The sequence below is a fragment of the Propioniciclava sp. LT432 genome, assembly GCF_059515965.1.
The window spans coordinates 24,423-42,887 of sequence record NZ_JCAKNE010000011.1; the positions used below are offsets into that span (position 1 = coordinate 24,423).

General features: G+C 72.2%; 6 protein-coding genes. All 6 read left to right on the forward strand.

Annotated elements, in window-relative coordinates; genetic code table 11:
- Positions 1 to 9: 9 nt before the first annotated feature.
- From AC5YDV_RS07510 to AC5YDV_RS07535, 6 genes are read left to right on the forward strand one after another with little or no spacing between them, the layout of a single operon-like run.
- Positions 10 to 1,071, forward strand: a complete 1,062-nt coding sequence (locus AC5YDV_RS07510; protein ID WP_496182593.1) for an HAD-IIIC family phosphatase — start codon at positions 10 to 12, stop codon at positions 1,069 to 1,071.
- On the forward strand, positions 1,064 to 1,321 hold the full coding sequence (locus AC5YDV_RS07515) for a phosphopantetheine-binding protein (RefSeq protein ID WP_496182594.1): 258 nt from the start codon (positions 1,064 to 1,066) through the stop codon (positions 1,319 to 1,321). Before AC5YDV_RS07510 ends, AC5YDV_RS07515 begins: the two co-directional genes overlap by 8 nt.
- Complete coding sequence (locus tag AC5YDV_RS07520) at positions 1,305 to 2,462, forward strand: acyl-CoA dehydrogenase family protein (RefSeq protein WP_496182595.1); 1,158 nt, start codon at positions 1,305 to 1,307, stop codon at positions 2,460 to 2,462. Before AC5YDV_RS07515 ends, AC5YDV_RS07520 begins: the two co-directional genes overlap by 17 nt.
- Positions 2,459 to 12,778, forward strand: a complete 10,320-nt coding sequence (locus AC5YDV_RS07525) for an amino acid adenylation domain-containing protein (protein WP_496182596.1) — start codon at positions 2,459 to 2,461, stop codon at positions 12,776 to 12,778. The genes AC5YDV_RS07520 and AC5YDV_RS07525 overlap by 4 nt, the downstream gene beginning before the upstream one ends.
- Positions 12,775 to 14,007 (forward strand): ACP S-malonyltransferase, encoded by a 1,233-nt coding sequence (gene fabD, locus AC5YDV_RS07530; RefSeq protein WP_496182597.1) that lies wholly within the window; start codon positions 12,775 to 12,777, stop codon positions 14,005 to 14,007. The genes AC5YDV_RS07525 and fabD overlap by 4 nt, the downstream gene beginning before the upstream one ends.
- Before the next feature lie 9 nt (positions 14,008 to 14,016).
- Positions 14,017 to 18,456, forward strand: a complete 4,440-nt coding sequence (locus AC5YDV_RS07535) for an SDR family NAD(P)-dependent oxidoreductase (RefSeq protein ID WP_496192456.1) — start codon at positions 14,017 to 14,019, stop codon at positions 18,454 to 18,456.
- Positions 18,457 to 18,465 lie beyond the last annotated feature (9 nt).

Here is an 18,465-nt window from a genome sequence, read left to right on the forward strand (position 1 = left end):
AACCCGAACATGAAGATGGCCAAGTGCGTCGTGTGGGATCTCGACGACACCCTGTGGACCGGCACGCTCAGCGCGGGCGACGACGTCGTCCTCAAGCCGGGCATCCGGGAGCTGGTCGTTGCCCTCGACGAGAGGGGCATCCTCCAGTCGGTCGCCAGCAAGAACAACCACGCGGACGCGTGGGCGAAGATCCAGGAGTTCGGCCTCGCCGAGTACTTCCTCTACCCCCAGATCAACTGGAACCCGAAGTCGTCGTCCGTCGAGGAGATCCGGGCCCGCCTCAACATCGGCGCGGACACCCTCATCTTCGTCGACGACCAGCAGTTCGAGCGCGACGAGGTGTCGTTCCACCTGCCCGAGGTCGAGACGGTCGACGCCCTCGAATACGGCGAGCTCGCCTCGCGGCCGCGGCTCTCACCCGCCGTCGTCACCGAGGACGCCCGGCGTCGTCGCCTCATGTACGTCGAGGACCAGGAGCGCACCCAGTCCGAGGAGGCGCACCAGGGGACGCGCGAGGAGTTCCTGCGCGGCCTCGGCATGGACTTCCGCATCTCGCGTGCGGTGGAGGGCGACCTGCCGCGGCTGGAGGAGCTGACCCGTCGGACGAACCAGCTCAACTCGACCGGCGTCCAGTACTCGTACGAGCAGCTCGACGAGCTGAGCCGCGACCCCGGCCACGACCTGTGGGTCTGCGAGCTCACCGACCGGTACGGCTCCTACGGGAAGATCGGGCTCGCGCTCGTCACGCGCGGCACGGACGCCTGGACGATCCGGCTGCTCCTCATGTCGTGCCGGACGGTGTCCAAGGGCGTCGGCACGGTGCTGCTGTCCTTCCTCAGCCAGTCGGCCCGGCGCGCGGGCGTCCGGCTCCTGGCCGACTTCCGTCGGACGGACCGCAACCGCCAGATGCTCGTGACCTACCAGCTGGCGAACTTCAAGCCGCTCTCCCGCGACGGGGACGACTACCTCTACGAGAACGACCTGTCGACGTGGCAGGAGTTCCCCGACTTCCTCACCGTCTCGGTCGACGAGACGTCCACCCAGCGATTCGAGACGAGTGACCATGCCTGACGTTCGCGACGAGATCCGCGCCTTCGTGGCGGCCAACATGAGTGCCCTGGCTGACGGGACGCTCCAGGACTCCGACAACATCTTCGAACTCGGGTTCGTGACCTCACTGTTCGCGATGCAGCTCCTGGACTACCTGGAGACCACGTTCGGCGTCGAGGTGCCCGACGAGAGCATCACCCTGGCCAACTTCAGCTCGGTCGACCGCATGGCCGAGCTCGTGGAGGAGCTGCGCAGTGTCGCTGCTCGCTGACCACCTCACCGACGTCGCGGGCCGCGCCCGGGGGCTCGCCGACGAGATCGCGCCCCGGGCCGGCGAGTTCGACACGCAGCAGGCGCTCCCGCGCGACGTCATCGACCGCATGGCCTCCGAGGGCTTCCTGGGTGCCATGGTGCCGACCGAGTGGGGCGGCCTCGGCCTCGACCCGCTCGCGTACGGCGAGCTCACCGAGACCATCGGCAAGGCCTGTTCCTCGACGCGCGCCCTGCTCACGGTGCACGCCTCGCTCGTGGCCGAGACCCTGGTCAAGCGGGGGTCGGAGGACCTGAAGGCGCGGTACCTCCCCGACCTCGCGTCGGGGCGCAAGCTGGCGTGCTTCGCCCTGTCCGAGCCGGAGGTCGGGTCGGACGCCACCGCCGTCCGGACGACCTACCGCCAGGAGGGGGACACCTTCGTCCTCAACGGGCTCAAGCGCTGGATCTCGTTCGGCGCCATCGCCGATGTGTTCCTCGTGATCGCCTCCGACCAGGGGGCCGTCACCGCCTTCCTCGTGGAGCGCGAGATGGGTGGCGTCACGACGCGTCCCATCACGGGCATGCTGGGCAGCCGCGCCGCCCACCTCGCCGAGGTGGAGTTCAAGGACGCGGTCGTGCCGGCCGAGAACGTCGTGTCGCGCGTCGGCGTGGGGTTCAGCTTCGTGGCCAACACCGCCCTGTTCTACGGCCGCTACAGCATCGCGTGGGGTGGTGTGGCCATCGCCCAGGCCGCCCTGGACGTCATGTGCTCGTATGCGACCCAGCGCGAACAGTTCGGCCAGAAGATCGGCTCGCACCAACTCGTCCAGGGCCTGGTGGCGGACTCGGTCACCAAGGTGGCGGCGGCCCGCGAGCTGTGCCGTCGAGCCGGCCGGCTCCGCATGGAGAACCACGTCGACGCGGTCATGGAGACCAACGTCGCGAAGTACTTCACCTCCACCGTGGCGCGTGAGGTCACGGACGCCGCGGTCCAGGTGCTGGGCGGGAACGGGTGTTGGGACGGGTACCCCGCCGAGCGCCTGTACCGCGAGGCGAAGATCCTGGAGATCATCGAGGGCACCTCCCAGCTGCAACAGGTGATGATCTCCAACTTCGGTTACAAGAAGTTCGGTCGCGGCACCCAGGGGCGCAAGCCGTGAGCCGCTTCGAGACGCTGACGGACGCACTGGCGGCGCAGGACGACCAGCGCATCGGGCTCGGGCTGGTGCAGGAGTCCGGTGGCATCGACCAGGTGCCCTACCCGGATCTGCGCGAGCGGGCCGAGGGCTACCTGTCGTACCTGCAGGAGCAGGGCGTGAGCCGGGGCGACGAGTTGGTCATCGCCTTCCGATCGCCCGGCAACCTCATCGTCTCCTACTGGGCGGCCCTGCTGGGCGGGATCGTCCCCGTCCCGTTGGCGACGCCCAAGAGCGACGACGAGCTGGAGAAGCTGCGGAACGTCTGGGGGATCCTGGCCAGCCCGTGGCTCGCCCTCGACGACGCGTCCGTGCTCGAACGCCTGCAGGACGGGCCCGAGTCGGACCCCTTCGCGTCGGGAACGGCGACCCCTCGCATGCTGGTGTCCGAGGACTGCTCCGCGCTCCGCGGGTCCTCCCCGGCCCGGGTCGTGCCGGCGTCCCCGGACGACGTGGCCTTCGTCCAGTTCTCGTCCGGCTCCACCGGGTCGCCCAAGGGCGTCACCCTCACCCACCGGAACCTGCTGACCAACGCCTACGACATCATCGAGGCGTCCTCCATCACCGCGGACGACGTGTTCCTCTCGTGGAAGCCGCTCTCGCACGACTTTGGCATGATCGCCTTCCACATCACGCCGCTCGTGGCGGGCTGCCACCAGTACCGGATGACCACCAAGCACTTCATCTGGAACGCCACCGACTGGCTCGTCCAGGCGTCCCGGGTCGGCGCGACCGTGCTGGGCACCCCCAACTTCGGCGTCCAGCACCTGCTCAACCGCTTCGATGCCGAGCGGGCCGACCGCGAGGCGCTCGACCTGAGCGCGGTCCGCATGGTGTGGAACGCCGCCGAGATGATCAACGCGGAGCTCTGCGCCGACTTCGTCCGCACCCTGGCCCCCTACAGCCTGCGCGAGGACGTCTTCCGCCCGGGCTACGGACTGGCCGAGAACACGCTCGTCGTGTCGGTCGTCCGCGAGGGCCAGCGCCTGGAGACCGTGGTCGTCGACCGGAACCACCTCTCGGTGGGTGAGCGCGTCGCGGTCCTGGCGACGGACGTGGAAACCGACCCCAACGCCCTCGAACTCGTCCTCTGCGGGGAGCCGTGCACCCACTCCGAGGTACGGATCGTGGACGACGCGGGACGGCCCGTCCCCGAGGGCGTCGTCGGACACGTCCACGTCCGTGGCGACTGCGTCACCCTCGGCTACTATCGCAACACGGCCGCGTCCGGCGAGATCCTCCTCGACGACGACTGGATGAACACCCAGGACCTGGCGTTCCTCCACCGCGGCCAGATCGTCATCGTGGGGCGCCTCAAGGACGTCATCATCATCGGTGGCGTCAACTACCACCCCAATGACATCGAGAACGTCATCCTGCGCGGGGTGGGCAACGCCCGGCTCAACCAGTTCGTGGCCTGCGCGATCCCGGGCGCGGAGACGAACAGCGACGAACTCGCCGTGTTCGTCCAGCACCGGGGGAGCGCCGAGCAGTTCTCGGAGGTGGAGCGCGAGGTCCGCCGCCTGGTGATGACCGGGCTCGGCCTCACGGTCGAGCACGTCGTGCCCGTTCGCAGCATCCCGCGCACCACGAGCGGGAAGGTGCAGCGCTTCCGGCTCGTCCGCGACCACCTGGCCGCCACGCGTCCGGCCGCGGCTCCGGCGTCCGACACACCTCCCGCCGCACCCGCGGCCCCGGCGAGGGCGACGCCCGCCGCGGACGACGTCACCAGGGCCGTCCTCGCCGTCGTCGCCGACTTCGTCACCCTGCCTCCCGACGGACGCGGGCGCAGCCTGTTCGAGCTGGGGTGCAACTCGTTGCAGCTCATCTCGCTGCAGGAGGCCCTCCAGAAGCGCCTGGGCCTGACGCTGGAGAGCACGTTCGTGCTCGACCACCCGACCGTGGACGACATGGTGGCCACGCTGTCCGGACGCCTGGCCGGCGGCGGTCCCGTGGACGCCGCGCTCCCCGTCACCCCGACGCTGCGCCACCCCGACGCGTCGGACAACGAGCCGATCGCGATCGTGGGCATGGGGTTCCGCCTGCCGGGAGACCTCCGGACGGAGGCCGCCCTCTGGGCCGCGCTCGACCGGGGCGCCGACTGCGTGGGACCCCTGCCGTCCGGACGGTGGCGCCACAGCCCGCTCGACCGGTCCACCCTCACGACGACCCAGGGCGGCTACCTGTCGGACGTCGCGGGGTTCGACCCCCTGCTCTTCCGTATCTCGCCCACCGAGGCGGAGTCCCTCGATCCGCAGCACCGCCTGCTGCTGGAACTCACCTGGGAGGCCCTGGAGGACGCCGGCCTCGACCCCCTCACCGTCGGGGCGCAGCGCCCCGTCGGCGTGGTCGTCGGCATCTCGTCCCACGACTACCTGCAGGTGGCCCGTGACCTCGGCCGCGAGCCGGAGGCCTACTCCTACACGGGAGGCCTGTCCAACGCCGCGGCGGGTCGGATCTCGTACACGTTCGGCCTGCGCGGGCCCTGCATGTCGGTGGACACGGCGTGCTCCTCGTCCCTGTACGCCGTCCACCACGCCGTCCGCGAGTTGCGGCACGGGACCTGTGACGTGGCCCTGGCGGCCGGCGTCAACCTCATCCTGTCGCCCGAGGGCCACGCGTCCTTCGCCCGTCTGGGCGCCCTCGCGGCCTCCGGTCGGTGCCGCAGCTTCGACGACTCCGCCGACGGCTACGTCCGCAGCGAGGGCGGTGCGGTCGTCGTGCTCAAGCGGCTGGTGGACGCCGAACGCGACGGCGACGAGGTGCTCGCCGTGGTGCGCGGCACCGCGGTGAACCACAACGGCCACAGCGGCGGGTTCACCGTCCCCAGCGGCGAGGCGCAGGCGGGCGTCGTCCGCGCCGCCCTGGCGAACGCCGGGTTGACCCCGGCGGACATCACCTACGTCGAGGCCCATGGCTCGGGCACGCCGATCGGTGATCCGCAGGAGATCAACGCCCTGGCGACGGTGTTCGCCGGCCGCGAGGACAAGGTGCTGGTCGGAAGCATCAAGTCCAACCTCGGCCACCTCGAGGCCGCGGCTGGCATGGCCGGCCTGTGCAAGGTCATCGTCTCGCTGCGCGCCCGGCACATCCCCGGGACGGCCCACCTGCACCGTCCCAACCACCTGGTCGACTGGGATCGCGTGCCCCTCGAGGTGCGCGCGGACACCACCGCGTGGCCCCCGGCGGCCGACGGGCGACGTCGCGCCGGGATCAGCTCGTTCGGCATCAGCGGCAGCAACGCGCACATCGTGGTGGAGGAGCACGTCCACCACGTCGTCGAGGACGCCGTGGGCGTCGCCGAGGGCCCGCAGTTGCTCCGGCTCTCCGCCGGCTCCCCGGCCGCCCTCGAAGCGGCGGCGGCCGGTGTGGCGGCATGGAGCGGGTCGGGGGTCTCCCTTCCCGACCTCGCAGCCTCCCTCACGGTGCGGCCCGTGCTGGCCCATCGGGCCGCGGTCGTGTGCGACTCGGTGCGTGACGTCCCGGAGCGGGTCGCGGCTGCGGCGGCCGACAGCCGGCACGTCCCGGGCTCCGCGGCGCCCGTCGCCTTCGTGCTGCCCGGCCAGGGCTCCCACTACCCGGGCATGACGAGCGGGCTCCACCGGGCGTCCCCCGCCTTCCGGGAGGAACTGGAGCGCATCGACGAGGTCCTCTCCGACGCCGCCGGCTTCCCGGTCGTCAAGACGATGCTCACCGGTGACGCGGAGGCGTTCGACTCGCCCCGCCTCACGCAGCCGATGATCTTCGCCGCCGAACTCGCGCTGGCCCGCCACTGGGTGGCTCTCGGCGTCCGCCCGCACCTGGTGCTGGGGCACAGCATCGGCGAGTACGCCGCCGCGTGCTTCGCCGGCGTCCTGTCGCTGGAGGACGCGTCCGCGATGGTCAGCGCCCGCGGGCGCATCATGGCGGACGCCCCCCAGGTCGGCCACATGGCCGCGCTGCTGTGCCCGTTGTCCGAGGCGGTGGAGCTGGTGGAAGCGTTCGAGGGCGTCCACGTGGCGGCCGTCAACGGTGCCCAGAACGTGACCATCGGGGGCCTGACCGAGGCCATGCACGCGCTGCGCCGCGAAGCCCGCAAGCGCAGGATCTTCGTGGAGGCCCTCCCCATCTCCCACCCGTTCCACACCCCGCTCATGGCCGACGGCGCGGCGCGCCTGGCCGACGAGATCGCAGGGGTCGGCTTCGGGCAACCGGAGGTCCCCTGGGTGTCGGCGCAGACGGGCAGGCTCGTCGACTCCGACACGATCGTCGACGCCGCCTACTGGGCGCGACACCTCACGTCACCGGTCCGGTTCGCGGACGCCGTGGCCACGGCCCGCTCCCTGGGCCACGACACCTTCCTGGAGACCGGAGCGATGGCCACCCTCGGTGGGCTCATCGCCCAGGACCACCCCGACACGGTCGCCCTCCCCAGCCTCCGCAAGGGACGCGACGACCAGCACCAGTTCCTCCAGACCGCCGGCGAGCTCTGGAAGCTCGGACACCCCGTCGAGGATTCACTCCTCCCGGGCGGTCGGGCCGGACGCCGTCGCCGCGGCCTCCCGCACACCCCCATGGACCGGCGACCCATCTGGTACCCCACCCCGACAGAGGAGACCCCGGTGTCCCACCACGAGGCACGGCCGTCGGACGACCACCGGGCCGCGGACCGCGATCGCGTCCTGTCGTTCCTGACCCAGTCGCTGAAGCAGATCACCGGGGTCGCCCCCGACCAGCTGTCGGGGAGCGTGGAGCTGTTCTCCCTCGGCATGGACTCCCTGATGCTGGTGCAGCTCGGGCGTCGTCTCGAGAAGGAGTTCTCGATCGAGATCCCGGTCAAGACGTTCTTCGAGTCGCTCCACACGCTGGATGCCGTCGTCGAGCACGTCGTCGGCGTCATGCCCCAGCCCGAGCAGGCCGCGTCCGTCGCGGCGGCCTCCGTCCCCGCTGAGGCACCGCTCGTCCCGGCCGTCGCACCGGCCGCGTCCGCCGACCGCGCCGTGGTCCCGGCGGCGTCCGGCGGTGTCGAGGCGATCGTCGCGGCCCAGCTGCGGCTCATGGAACAGCAACTCGTGGCCCTGCGCGGCGGAGCGGGAATCGCGGCCCCCGTGGCGTCGGCGTCCGCCCCCGCCGTCGAGGCCGTGCCGGTGCCCCAGGCACTCGCGGCGGCCGCGCCGGCCGAGCGCCGCGTCGGCACCTACGGGAACAACATCGAGTTGGTCGACGAGAACCTGACGGAGCGTCAGGAGCAGTTCCTGGCGGGCTTCGTCGCCGACTTCATCGACCGGACGCACACCTCGAAGGAGTACACGGAGCGTCACCGCCGGACCCTGGCGGACTGGATCGCGTCCCTGAACTACAGCCCGAGCCTGAGGTCGGTGACCTACCCTGTCGTGTCGTCGCGCTCGGCGGGGGCCCACTTCTGGGACCTGGACGGCAACCGCTACCTCGACACGGCCATGGGCTACGGCGTCCACTTCTTCGGCCACCAGCCCGACTTCGTGGTCGACGCCGTGCGTCGGCAGCTCGACCTCGGCTTCGAGCTCGGCCCGCAGAACCGGGACGCCGGTGAGGTGGCCGCCCTCGTGGCGGAGCTGACCGGGGTCGAGCGCGTGGCCTTCTGCAACACCGGGTCGGAGGCCGTCATGGTCGCCCTCCGGCTGGCCCGCACCGCCACGGGCCGAGACAGGATCGCCAAGTTCGTGACGTCCTTCCACGGCAGCTTCGACGGCGTCCTCGCGGAGGCCGACGGGGAGGGCACCGTCCCGATGACCGTCGGCACCCCCCAGTCGATGGTGGAGGACACGGTCGTGCTGACCTACGGCAGCGACGAGGCGCTCCGGTATGTCGAGGAGCACGGCCACACGCTCGCGGCCGTCCTGGTGGAGCCGGTCCAGTCGCGCAACCCCGGCCTCCAGCCGCGCGAGTTCCTGGTCCGCCTCCGCGAGCTCTGCACCGGACGCGGCATCGCGCTCGTCTTCGACGAGATGATCACCGGCTTCCGGATCCGGCTGGGCGGGGCCCAGGAGTACTTCGGCGTCCGGGCGGACCTGGTGCTGTACGGCAAGCTCATCGGTGGCGGCATGCCGATCGGTGTCGTCGCGGGGTCCGCGCGCTTCCTCGACGCTGTCGACGGCGGCGCCTGGAGCGACGGGGACGACTCGCGACCCGCCGCGGAGACCACGTTCTTCGCCGGGACGTTCTGCAAGCACCCCCTCACCATGGCTGCCTGCCGAGCCGTCCTGACGCACCTCAAGGACCACGGCGCCGCCGAGATCGCCCGCGTCAACGACCTCACGGCGTCCTTCGTGGAGCGGGCCAACGCGTGGTTCGAGGAGGCGGCGGTTCCGCTGCGCGCAGTCTGCTTCGGCTCCCTCTACCGCTTCGAGTCCCTCGTCGCGGCCGAGATGCGCACGTTCGCCCTCGAATTGAACGTCCTGTTCCGGATCATGGCAGCGCGCGGGGTCTACGTCTGGGAACGCCGGACGGCCTTCTTCTCGACCGCGCACACCGAGCACGATGCGGACACGATCCTGGCCGCGCTGCGATCCGGCGTCGACGACCTCCGCAGCGGTGGCTTCTCGTTCCGCCGGGCCGGTCGTGAGGTGCCTGTGCCGGCGCAGCCGGCCCCGGCCGCCGGTGCCCTGTCGTCACAGGAGAAGCGGGTGTACGTGCTGTCCCGCATGCGGGGAGGCAACGAGGCGTACCAGATCCTCGGCGCGCAGCGTTTCGAGTCGCCCCTGCCCGACGAGGCCCTGGACGCCGCGTTCGCGGCCATCGCCGCCCGCCACGACAAGCTCCGCACGCGGTACGCCATCGAGGGCTCCGAGGTCGTCTCCGCCGTGGAGGCCACCGTCGTGCCCGACCGCGTCCGGCTCGGTGAGGGCCACTCCCTGTCCAGCGATGAGGTGGTGGCCGCGATCAGCGCGCCCTTCGACCTGGGTCGTGCGCCCCTGTGGCGCTACGGGACCCTCGTGGACGACGCGGGGCAGCAGCTCCTCCTCGTCTCGTTCCACCACCTGGTTGCCGACGGCACCTCGGTCGAACTGATCCTCGACGACCTCGGCCGGGCCCTGAGCGGGGCCGACCTCGAACCGGTCGCCTCCCAGTCCTACGCGGCCTTCGTGGCCCAGCAGGCGCGCCAGGGCGACCACCCCTCGGTCGCCGAATCGCGGCGGTGGTGGCAGGACCAGTTCCGCACCCTCCCCGAACCGCTGGCGATCCCCACCGACGGGCCGCGCCCCGAGGTGAACGACTTCGCCGGGGGGTTCCGGAGCATCCAGTTCGACGACGCCCTCCGCGAGGCCGCGGGCGCGCTGGTCCGGTCCTCCCGCACGACCCCCTTCGTGTTCCACCTCACCTGCTGGGCGATCCTGCTCGGCGCGGTCTCGGGCAGCCGGGACGTGTGCGTGGGCGTCCCCTTCGACCAGCGGGCGATCGGCGACTTCGAGGAGACGGTCGGCATGTTCGCCCAGTCGTTGCCCCTGCGGATCGCCCTCGAGCCCGAGACCCGCGTCCGCGACCTGGTGGCCGAGGTCGGCGCCCTGAGCCTCGCCGCGGTCGACCACAGCGACTACTCGTACGACGAGCTCGTCCGTGACCTCGACGTGCCGCGCGACTTCGGCCGGAACGCCCTCTTCGACGTGATGTTCACCTTCACCAACGCCGCGCGGCGCACCGCCGACTTCGGGGGTGTGCGCGGGACGACCGAGCACGTCCCGGCGCCGTACGCGATGTTCGACCTGTCGCTGGAGCTCACCGAGCGCGACGGCCACCTGTTCGCGGACCTGAACCACGCCGCGATCTTCTCCCCGGAGCGCGCGGACTCGCTGCTGGCCGGCCTCGTCGCCGTGCTGGAGCAGGTCGTGGCGGACCCGGACATCCGGGTCGGCGACGTGAGCCTCGTCCGGACCGCCCAGCGGAAGCGCCTGCTGGCGCTCGGCACCGGCCCCGAGCCGGAGGTGCCGCCGCTGTGGCAGCTGCTGGACGACGCCTGCACCCAGCACGCGGACGCGGTGGCGATCGAGTTCCCCGACGGCCGGCTGACATACCGCGAGCTCTCCGACCTCGCGGACCGCCACGCGGCGCTCCTGCGCCGCGAGGGCGTCGGCGTCGGTGACCGGGTCGCCCTCATCCTGCCGCGCGGTCCCGAGCTGGTCGTGTGGATGCTGGCCTGCCAGCGGGCCGGCTGCGCCTGGTTGCTCATGGACGTGAACAACCCGCTGTCCCGGTTGAACGACATGCTCGACACGGCGTCCCCCCGCCGCGTGGTGTGCTCCGACGAGCTGGCCGAGGGGCTGGAGCTGGGGGAGCGGGGGCTGGTCGTCCGCGCCGAGGACCTCTCCGAGCCCGACGGTGCGGCGGCCGCGCACCCCGGCCCGGAGGAGCTCGCCTACGTGATCTTCACGTCGGGCTCGACCGGTCGCCCCAAGGGCGTCCAGCTCACGAACCGTGCGCTGGCCAACTTCCTGGTCGGCATGCCGGACGCGCTGCGCTGGGCGCCGGGCAAGAGGGTCGCCAACCTCACCACGCCCTCCTTCGACATCTACCTGCTGGAGACCCTGCTGACGATCAGCCGGGGAGGCGTCGTCGTGCTGGGTGACGAGGCCGCGGGGTCGTCGCCCGCCGCGATCGAGTCACTGGTGGTCGGCGGGCACGTCGACTACCTGCAGGTCACGCCCACCAGGCTCCGCCTGCTTCTCGCTGATCCGGCTGCGGCCCACCGGACGCTGGCCGCCCTGGAGAAGCTCATCGTCGGCGGCGAGGCCTTCCCCCCGGACCTGCTGGACACCCTGCGCCGGCACGTCGGCCTGGAGGTCTTCAACGTGTACGGCCCGACGGAGACGTGCATCTGGTCGAGCGTGAAGGACCTGACCGGCGCCACGGAGGTGACCATCGGGGAGCCCATCGCCAACACGACCGTGTACGTGCTGGACGACGACCTCCGCCTCGTGCCCGAGGGCACGGTCGGCAACCTGTGGATCGGTGGGCTCGGCGTGTCGCCGGGCTACCTGAACCGCCCGGACCTCGACGAGGGCCTGTTCCGCGACAACCCCTTCGGGACGGGACGGATCTACCTCACCGGCGATCGCGCCCAGTGGGTCGACGGCGAGCTGCACTGCCTGGGCCGCATCGACAACCAGGTCAAGATCCGCGGCTACCGCGTGGAGCTGGAGGAGATCGAAGGGGTGCTCGCGAGCCACCCCGCCGTGACGTCGGCCGCCGTGGTGGTCGAGACGTCCGGGGCGGGGAACACCGTGCTCCGCGGGTTCGTGCAGGCGGCCCCGGGTGCCCGTCCGGAGCCCCAGGAACTGCGCAGCTGGCTGGCTGGGCGACTGTCGGAGTACATGGTCCCGGCCACCATCGCCACGGTCACCGCCATTCCGATGACCACCAGCGGGAAGGTGGACCGCCGCGCCCTGCTGGCGGCGGAGCCGCTGGCCCTGCCGGCGGAATCCGCAGCCGGGCCCACGTCCACCGAGGGGCGGGTCGAGGAGGCCTGGCGCACGATCCTCGGCGACATCCCGATGGGACGCTCCGACAGCTTCTTCGACCTGGGGGGCAACTCCTTCAGCATCGTCCTGCTCCTGACGGAGCTGAACCGTGCCTTCGGGGAGATCCTCGACGTGAGCGACCTGTTCGCCCACGCCACCATCGCCACGCAGGCGGCCCACGTGGACGCCCTGCTCCGCAGCTCGGCCCCCACGCCGGCGATCGGCGTGGACGCCCCGGCCGGCTGGCTGGCCCACGGGCAGGAGTCGGACGGCCGCGTGGAGGCGGACCTGACGGGCCTGACGCTCGCCGCGCTCGACGCGCTGGGGAAGTCCGCCGGTGGGCGAGCGCCGTTGGCCGGCGCCGTGTTCGCCCTGAGCCTGAGCCGGACGCTCGGGGTGGACGAGGTCACGCTCGGCCTGGTCCGCCGCGACGAGGTGCAGCCGGTCCGGTTCGACTTCGCCGAGCGGGCCGACCTGACCGAGGTCCTGGACGACGTCCACGAGCAGGTGCGTCCGGAGGCCGCCCTGGCCCTGGACGACCTGAGGGCCGCGGGGCACGACGGCCGGGTCGGGGTCGCCGTCACCACCGAACCCGCCGACTCCGGACGCCTGCTGCGCCATTTCGACCTCGTGTTCGGGCTGGCGGACACCCGGGACGGCGTGCGGGTCCACATCGACCACGGGCGCCGTGTGGACGCGGACGCCATGGCCTCCCAACTGGGGCTCTTCGTGAAGCTCCTGGAAGTCCTCGGGGACCGGCGGGAACCGGCCGCGACGACGTCGACCAACGGAAAGAGGAACGCATGAACGAGATCGTGGTTGTCTTCCCCGGCCAGGGGTCGCAGTACGACGGGATGGGACAGGCCCAGTACGAGGCGCACCAAGGCGTCCGCGACTGCTTCGCGCAGGCGTCCGAGGTGCTGGGCTACTCGCTGGAGAACCTGTGCTTCCGCGGGGCGCCGGGAGAACTGACCCGCACCCACCACGCCCAGGCGTCGATCTTGGTGCTCAGCTACGCGATGTACCAGGTGTTCCAGGAGTCATCACCGGTGGCCGTCGACTTCATGACCGGGCACAGCTTGGGCGAGCTGACCGCGCTGGCCGCCTCGGGGGCGATCTCGTTCACGGACGCCGTGCGGCTCGTGAAGGTGCGTGGGGAGGCCATGGAGGAGTGCGCTCGCTCCACCCGCACCGGCATGGTCGCCGTCATCGGGCTTGAGTCCGCTGAGGTCGACGCGCTGAAGGACGAGTTCAACGCGGGCGGCCATGCCCTCCAGGTCGCCAACTACAACAGCGACACCCAGACCGTGCTCGGCGGCACGATCGACGAAGTCGAGCGGTTCACCGCCCTGCTGGACGCCCGGGGCCACCGCTCCGCGCGCCTCAACGTCGCCGGCGCCTTCCACAGCTCCCACATGGCCCCCGCGGTGCCGGCCTTCGTCGCGGCGGTCGAGCAGACGGAGATCGTGCAGCCCACCGTCCCGGTCGTCAGCAGCGTGACGGGCCGGGCCTACACGTCCGTGGAGGAGATCCGCGAGACGCTGGCCGTCCAGCTGACCGAGCCCGTGCGCTGGCGCGACGTGGTGGCCGGCCTCGCCGAGCGTGACGTGCGGCTGTGGATCGAGTGCGGCCCCAAGAAGGTGCTGTCGAAGCTGGTCGCCGCCGTCGTGGGCGAGGATCGCGTGCGCAACCTCGACCAGGACGCGGACGGGGCCCGCGCGGCCGTGGAGGACGTCCTGGCCCACCGGCGCACCGAACCCAGCTTCCCGGGCCTGTGCCTGGGCGCCGTGGCCGCGACCCGCAACCGCAACTTCGACAAGGACGCCTACGCCACCGGCGTCCTCGCCCCGTACCGGGAGCTGCAGGAACTGGCCGGCCGGCACGAGGACCCGCGGGGCTTCACGACCGAGGAGAAGGAGTCGGCCCTCCGCCTGCTGCGCACGATCCTCGACACCAAGGGCGTCCCGTCCGACGAGCAGGCCGACCGGATCCAGCAGATCCTCCGTCGCTCCGGCACGCCCGCGTTGGTGGGCTGAGGAGACATGATGCCGTCCCTCCACGACCTCAGGGCCCTCGACCTCGACGCCACGCCCGGCGACGAGGTGGTGATCCGCCGCTCCCGTCCCACGACGGCCAGCGGTGAGGTCGCCATCATCGGCATGAGCGGCCGCGTCGGGGCGTCCGAGGACCTCGACGACTTCTGGCGCCGCGTCGTGGCGGGCGAGCAGGGCTTCGCCGACCTCTCCGAGGTGCGACGGGCCGACACCGATGCCTACCTGGCCGCGCGCGGCGCCTCGCTCCCGATCGACCCGGCACGCTACGTGGGGGGAACCCGCCTCCCGGACCTCGCCGCCTTCGACCACAGGTTCTTCGGGATGTCGGCGGTCGAGGCGCGGCTGGTGGACCCGAACCAGCGGATCTTCCTGCAGACCGCCTGGGCCGCGCTCGAGGACGCCGGACGCCTCGGGGAGGACCTCCGGGGGAGCACGGTCGGCGTCTACGTCGGCATGTCGGCCGACTTCGGGCCCGACTACCGCACGATCATCGAGGCGATCGCCCCCGACGCCCCCGAGGTCTCGGTGGCGGGGAACATCAAGTCGATCATCGCCAGCCGCCTGGCCTACCTGCTCGACCTGCGCGGCCCCTCGATGCTCATCGACACGGCCTGCTCCTCGGGCCTCGTCGCGACGCTGGCGGCCGTGCGGGCGATCCGGTCGGGCGAGTGCTCCATGGCCGTCGTGGGGGGCGTCAAGTCCGACCTGGTCCCCGTCATCGCCGGTGAGGACGGCCTCGGCATCCGCGACCTGATGGAGACCTCGTCCGCGGACGGGCGCACCCGCACCTTCGACCGCCGCAGCGACGGCACCAGCTCCGCGGAGGGCGCGATCGCCTTCGTCCTCACGTCCCTGGAGGACGCGCAGCGCAACGGCGACCACATCCGCGCGGTCATCAGCGGCGGGGCCATGAACCAGGACGGCGCCTCGAACGGCATCACCGCGCCCAACGCCGACGCCCAGGGCCGGCTCATCACCGCCGCACTCGCGGACGCCGGCGTCCGGGCCGAGGACGTCTCCTACATCGAGGCCCACGGCACCGCGACGCGCCTGGGGGACCCGGTGGAGGTCGGCGGCATCCAACGCGCCTTCTCGCGGGAGACCGAGCGCAAGCAGTTCTGCGCCGTCGGGACGGTCAAGTCGCTCATCGGCCACATGGACAACGTCTCCGGCCTCGCCGGCCTCGCCAACGTCGTGTCGGCCCTGGGGCACCGCACCCTCCCGGCGAGCCGGAACTTCGAGGAGCCGAACCCGAACATCCCCTTCCCCCAGAGCCCCCTCTACGTGAACGACCGCGTCAGGCCGTGGGGGGACGACCCGGCTGCGACGCTGTACGGGGGGGTCAGCAGCTTCGGCCTCAGCGGGACGAACTGCCACCTCGTGGTGCGCAGCGCCGACCCGGTCGCCCCGCGCGCGCCGGCCGAGGGGTGCCACGTGCTGCCGCTGAGCGCGAAGCGTCCGGACGCCCTGCGGATCCTCGCGCAGCGCTACTTGGACCGGCTGGCGGACGCCGACCTGGCCGCTGCGGACGTGGCCTGCACCGCGGCGCTGGGACGCCTGCACCACCCCCACCGCACCGCGATCGTGTTCGAGACGACCGAGGAACTGCGCGGGCACCTGCGGGTGTTCCTGGACGGGGGCACGTCACCCGACGTCGCTGGGCAGGACGTGGACGCCCGCCGGTCACAGCCCGCCCCCGCGGAGCTCGAGGCACTCGCGCGGGCCGCCGATCCCCTGGCGGATCAGCACGACCGGGTGTCGCTGCGCGAGCTCGCCGCGCTGTACTGCGCGGGGGCCGAACTCCCGTGGGCCAGGATGCACCGGGGCCGTGACGGTCGCCGCGTCCCGCTGCCCACCTACCCGTTCGAGCCGACCCGCTGCTGGGTCGAGGGGAGCGGCCGGCCCCGGGGGCTGGCGTCCGACCTGCAGCTTGTCTCGTCCCACGGCGTGGACGTCGGCATCGCGCGGCTGAGCCCGCGCCGGCACTGGGAACTCGACGAGCACCGCATCAGCGGCAAGGCCGTGCTCCCCGGGACCGGACTGGTGGAGCTGGTGCTGCGCACCGCCCGGGAGGCGGGGCTCGAGCTGCCGCTGGCCGTGGATGGCCTGCTCTTCCTCAACCCGCTCGCGGTCGAAGACGACGAGGTCCGCGAGGTCCACGTCAGCCTGCGCGGCACGGACGCGACCCGCGCCGTCGGCATCGCGAGCCGTCTCGCCGACGGCACCTGGGTCGAGCACGCCACCGCCACCCTGGCGCCCGCTGCGGTGACCGCCCGCTCGATCGACGCGGACGCGCTGCGCGCGGGCCTCCACCGGCGCTTGGACGCCTCCCCCGAGGTGGACGTGGCCAAGGGCCTGGTGCTGTCGGAGCGCTGGACCGGCTCCTTCGTCGAGGGCCGCGGCGACGAGGCGGCGGACGAACTACTCCTCGAGTTCGCGTTGCCCGACCGCTTCGTGGGCGAGGTCGCGGACTACGTCTCCCACCCCTCCCTCCTGGACGCGGTGATCAACGCCCCCAGCAGCCTGCACGACAGCGAGCGCCTGTACCTGCCACTGTCGTACGGCCGGTTGCTGGTCCGGGGCTCCCTCCCCGGGAGGGTCGTCGCCCACGTCGTCCGGCGCCCCGAGTCGGTCGATGGAAGCCTGCTGGCGCTCGACGTCACCCTGGCCGACGAGGCGGGCCACGTCGTGATGACGGCCGAGAACTACTGCCTCAAGGACGCCACGGACCTCGCGCTGGAATCCGACTCCGGCCACGGCCATGTGCAGGCGTTCAAGCGACTCCCCGACGCCCCCGCCGCCCGGCCCGGGCGCGGCGACGTGCTCGTGTGGGGCTTCCCCGAGCCGGACGCCCGCGCCCTCGCCACCCGGCTGGCCGCCCTGGGCCACGAGGCCGTCCACGTCCTGCCCGGGTCGGACCAGCCCGAGCACGGACGGGCGTTCGCGTTCGGCCTCCTCGCGGCGGAGGCGTCCGACCCCCGCACCGCGCTCGCCGCTGCCCAGGCGTTCCTGCGCGATGCCGCCGACCGCGAGTGGGTGTTCCGGGACGGCGTCCTGGCGGTCACCAGGGACGCGCTCGCCGTGACGGCCGACCAGCCCACCGTCCGCCCCGACCAGGCCGCCCTCCTGGGGCTGCTTCGCGTGGCGGCGCTGGAGTTTCGCGGCCTCGGGCTGCGCTGCCTGGACACCGACGGCTCCGGCGGGGCGGAGGCCCTGCTGGCGCAGGCCGGCGACCCCGAGCGACGCGACCTCGTGGTCGCGCGGGACGGCGTCCGGTACGCGCCCGAACTGGTGCGCCACCGCATCAACGCCCCCGTACCCACCCCGGACGCGGCGCCCACCGCGGGTGTCGTGCTGGTCTCCGGCGGGACGGGTGACCTCGGCCGGGCCGTCGCGAGCCACCTCGTCGAACGCGGCGTCGCCCGGTTGGTGCTGCTGGGCTCTCCCGCGGGGAGCACGCCGGAGGGCTTCTTCGACGACCTCGCGGACCGGGTGGAGTCCCTCGAGGTCCACCGGGTGGACCTGACCGACCCGGTCGCTGTGTCCGCCCTCTGCGCCGGCGTCCGCGATCGCCTCGGGCCGATCACCGGCGTCCTGCACCTGGCCGGACGCCCGGGGGTCGGGTTCCTCTACGACAAGGGTCCGGACGCGTTCGCCGACGTCTTCGACGCCAAGGCGTTGGGCGCGGTCCACCTGGACGCCGCCACCGCCTCGGACGACCTCGACTTCTTCGTGGTGTTCTCCAGCATCTCCGGGCTGCTCCTCAACCCCGGGCAGGCGGACTACACGGCCGCGAACATGTTCCTCGACGGGCTGGCCGAGGCGCGTCGCCGGGCGGGTCGTCCGTGGGTGAGCCTCCAGTGGCCCGCGTGGCGCCAGACCGGGATCGCCCAACGGCTCGACGCGGTGGACGAGGAGGAACTCCTCCTGCCCGTCGACACCGAGGAGGCGCTCGGCCTCCTGGACCGCGTCCTCGCCGACACCGACGTCCCGGCCGTCCTGTCTCCCGCGCGGCGCCGGGCGTCGCGTCCGGCCCCCACCCCGGGGGCGCCCGTGCTCCGGGAGCGATCCGTGCGGCTCTTCGGCGGACGGGACGGGGACGAGATCGAGCAGGCCGTCGCCCGCGTCTGGGCGGAGACCCTGGACCTGGCGGAGTTGGACGCCCACGACGAGTTCGCCGCCCTCGGCGGGAACTCCCTGCTCACGTCCCACCTGCTCAAGGCGTTCGAACAGCACTTCCCCGGGCAGGTCGACATCACTGACCTGTTCCGGCACACGACGGTGGCCAGCCAGGCCGAGGCGATCCGCGCCCGCTCGGGCGCGACGTCGGACGCTCCCGCGGCGGAGCCGCTCGAGGACGACCTGGACAGTCTCCTCGACGCCCTCGAACAGGGCCGCATCACCGTCGAACAGTCGACCAGATTTCTCTAGGAGTGGACG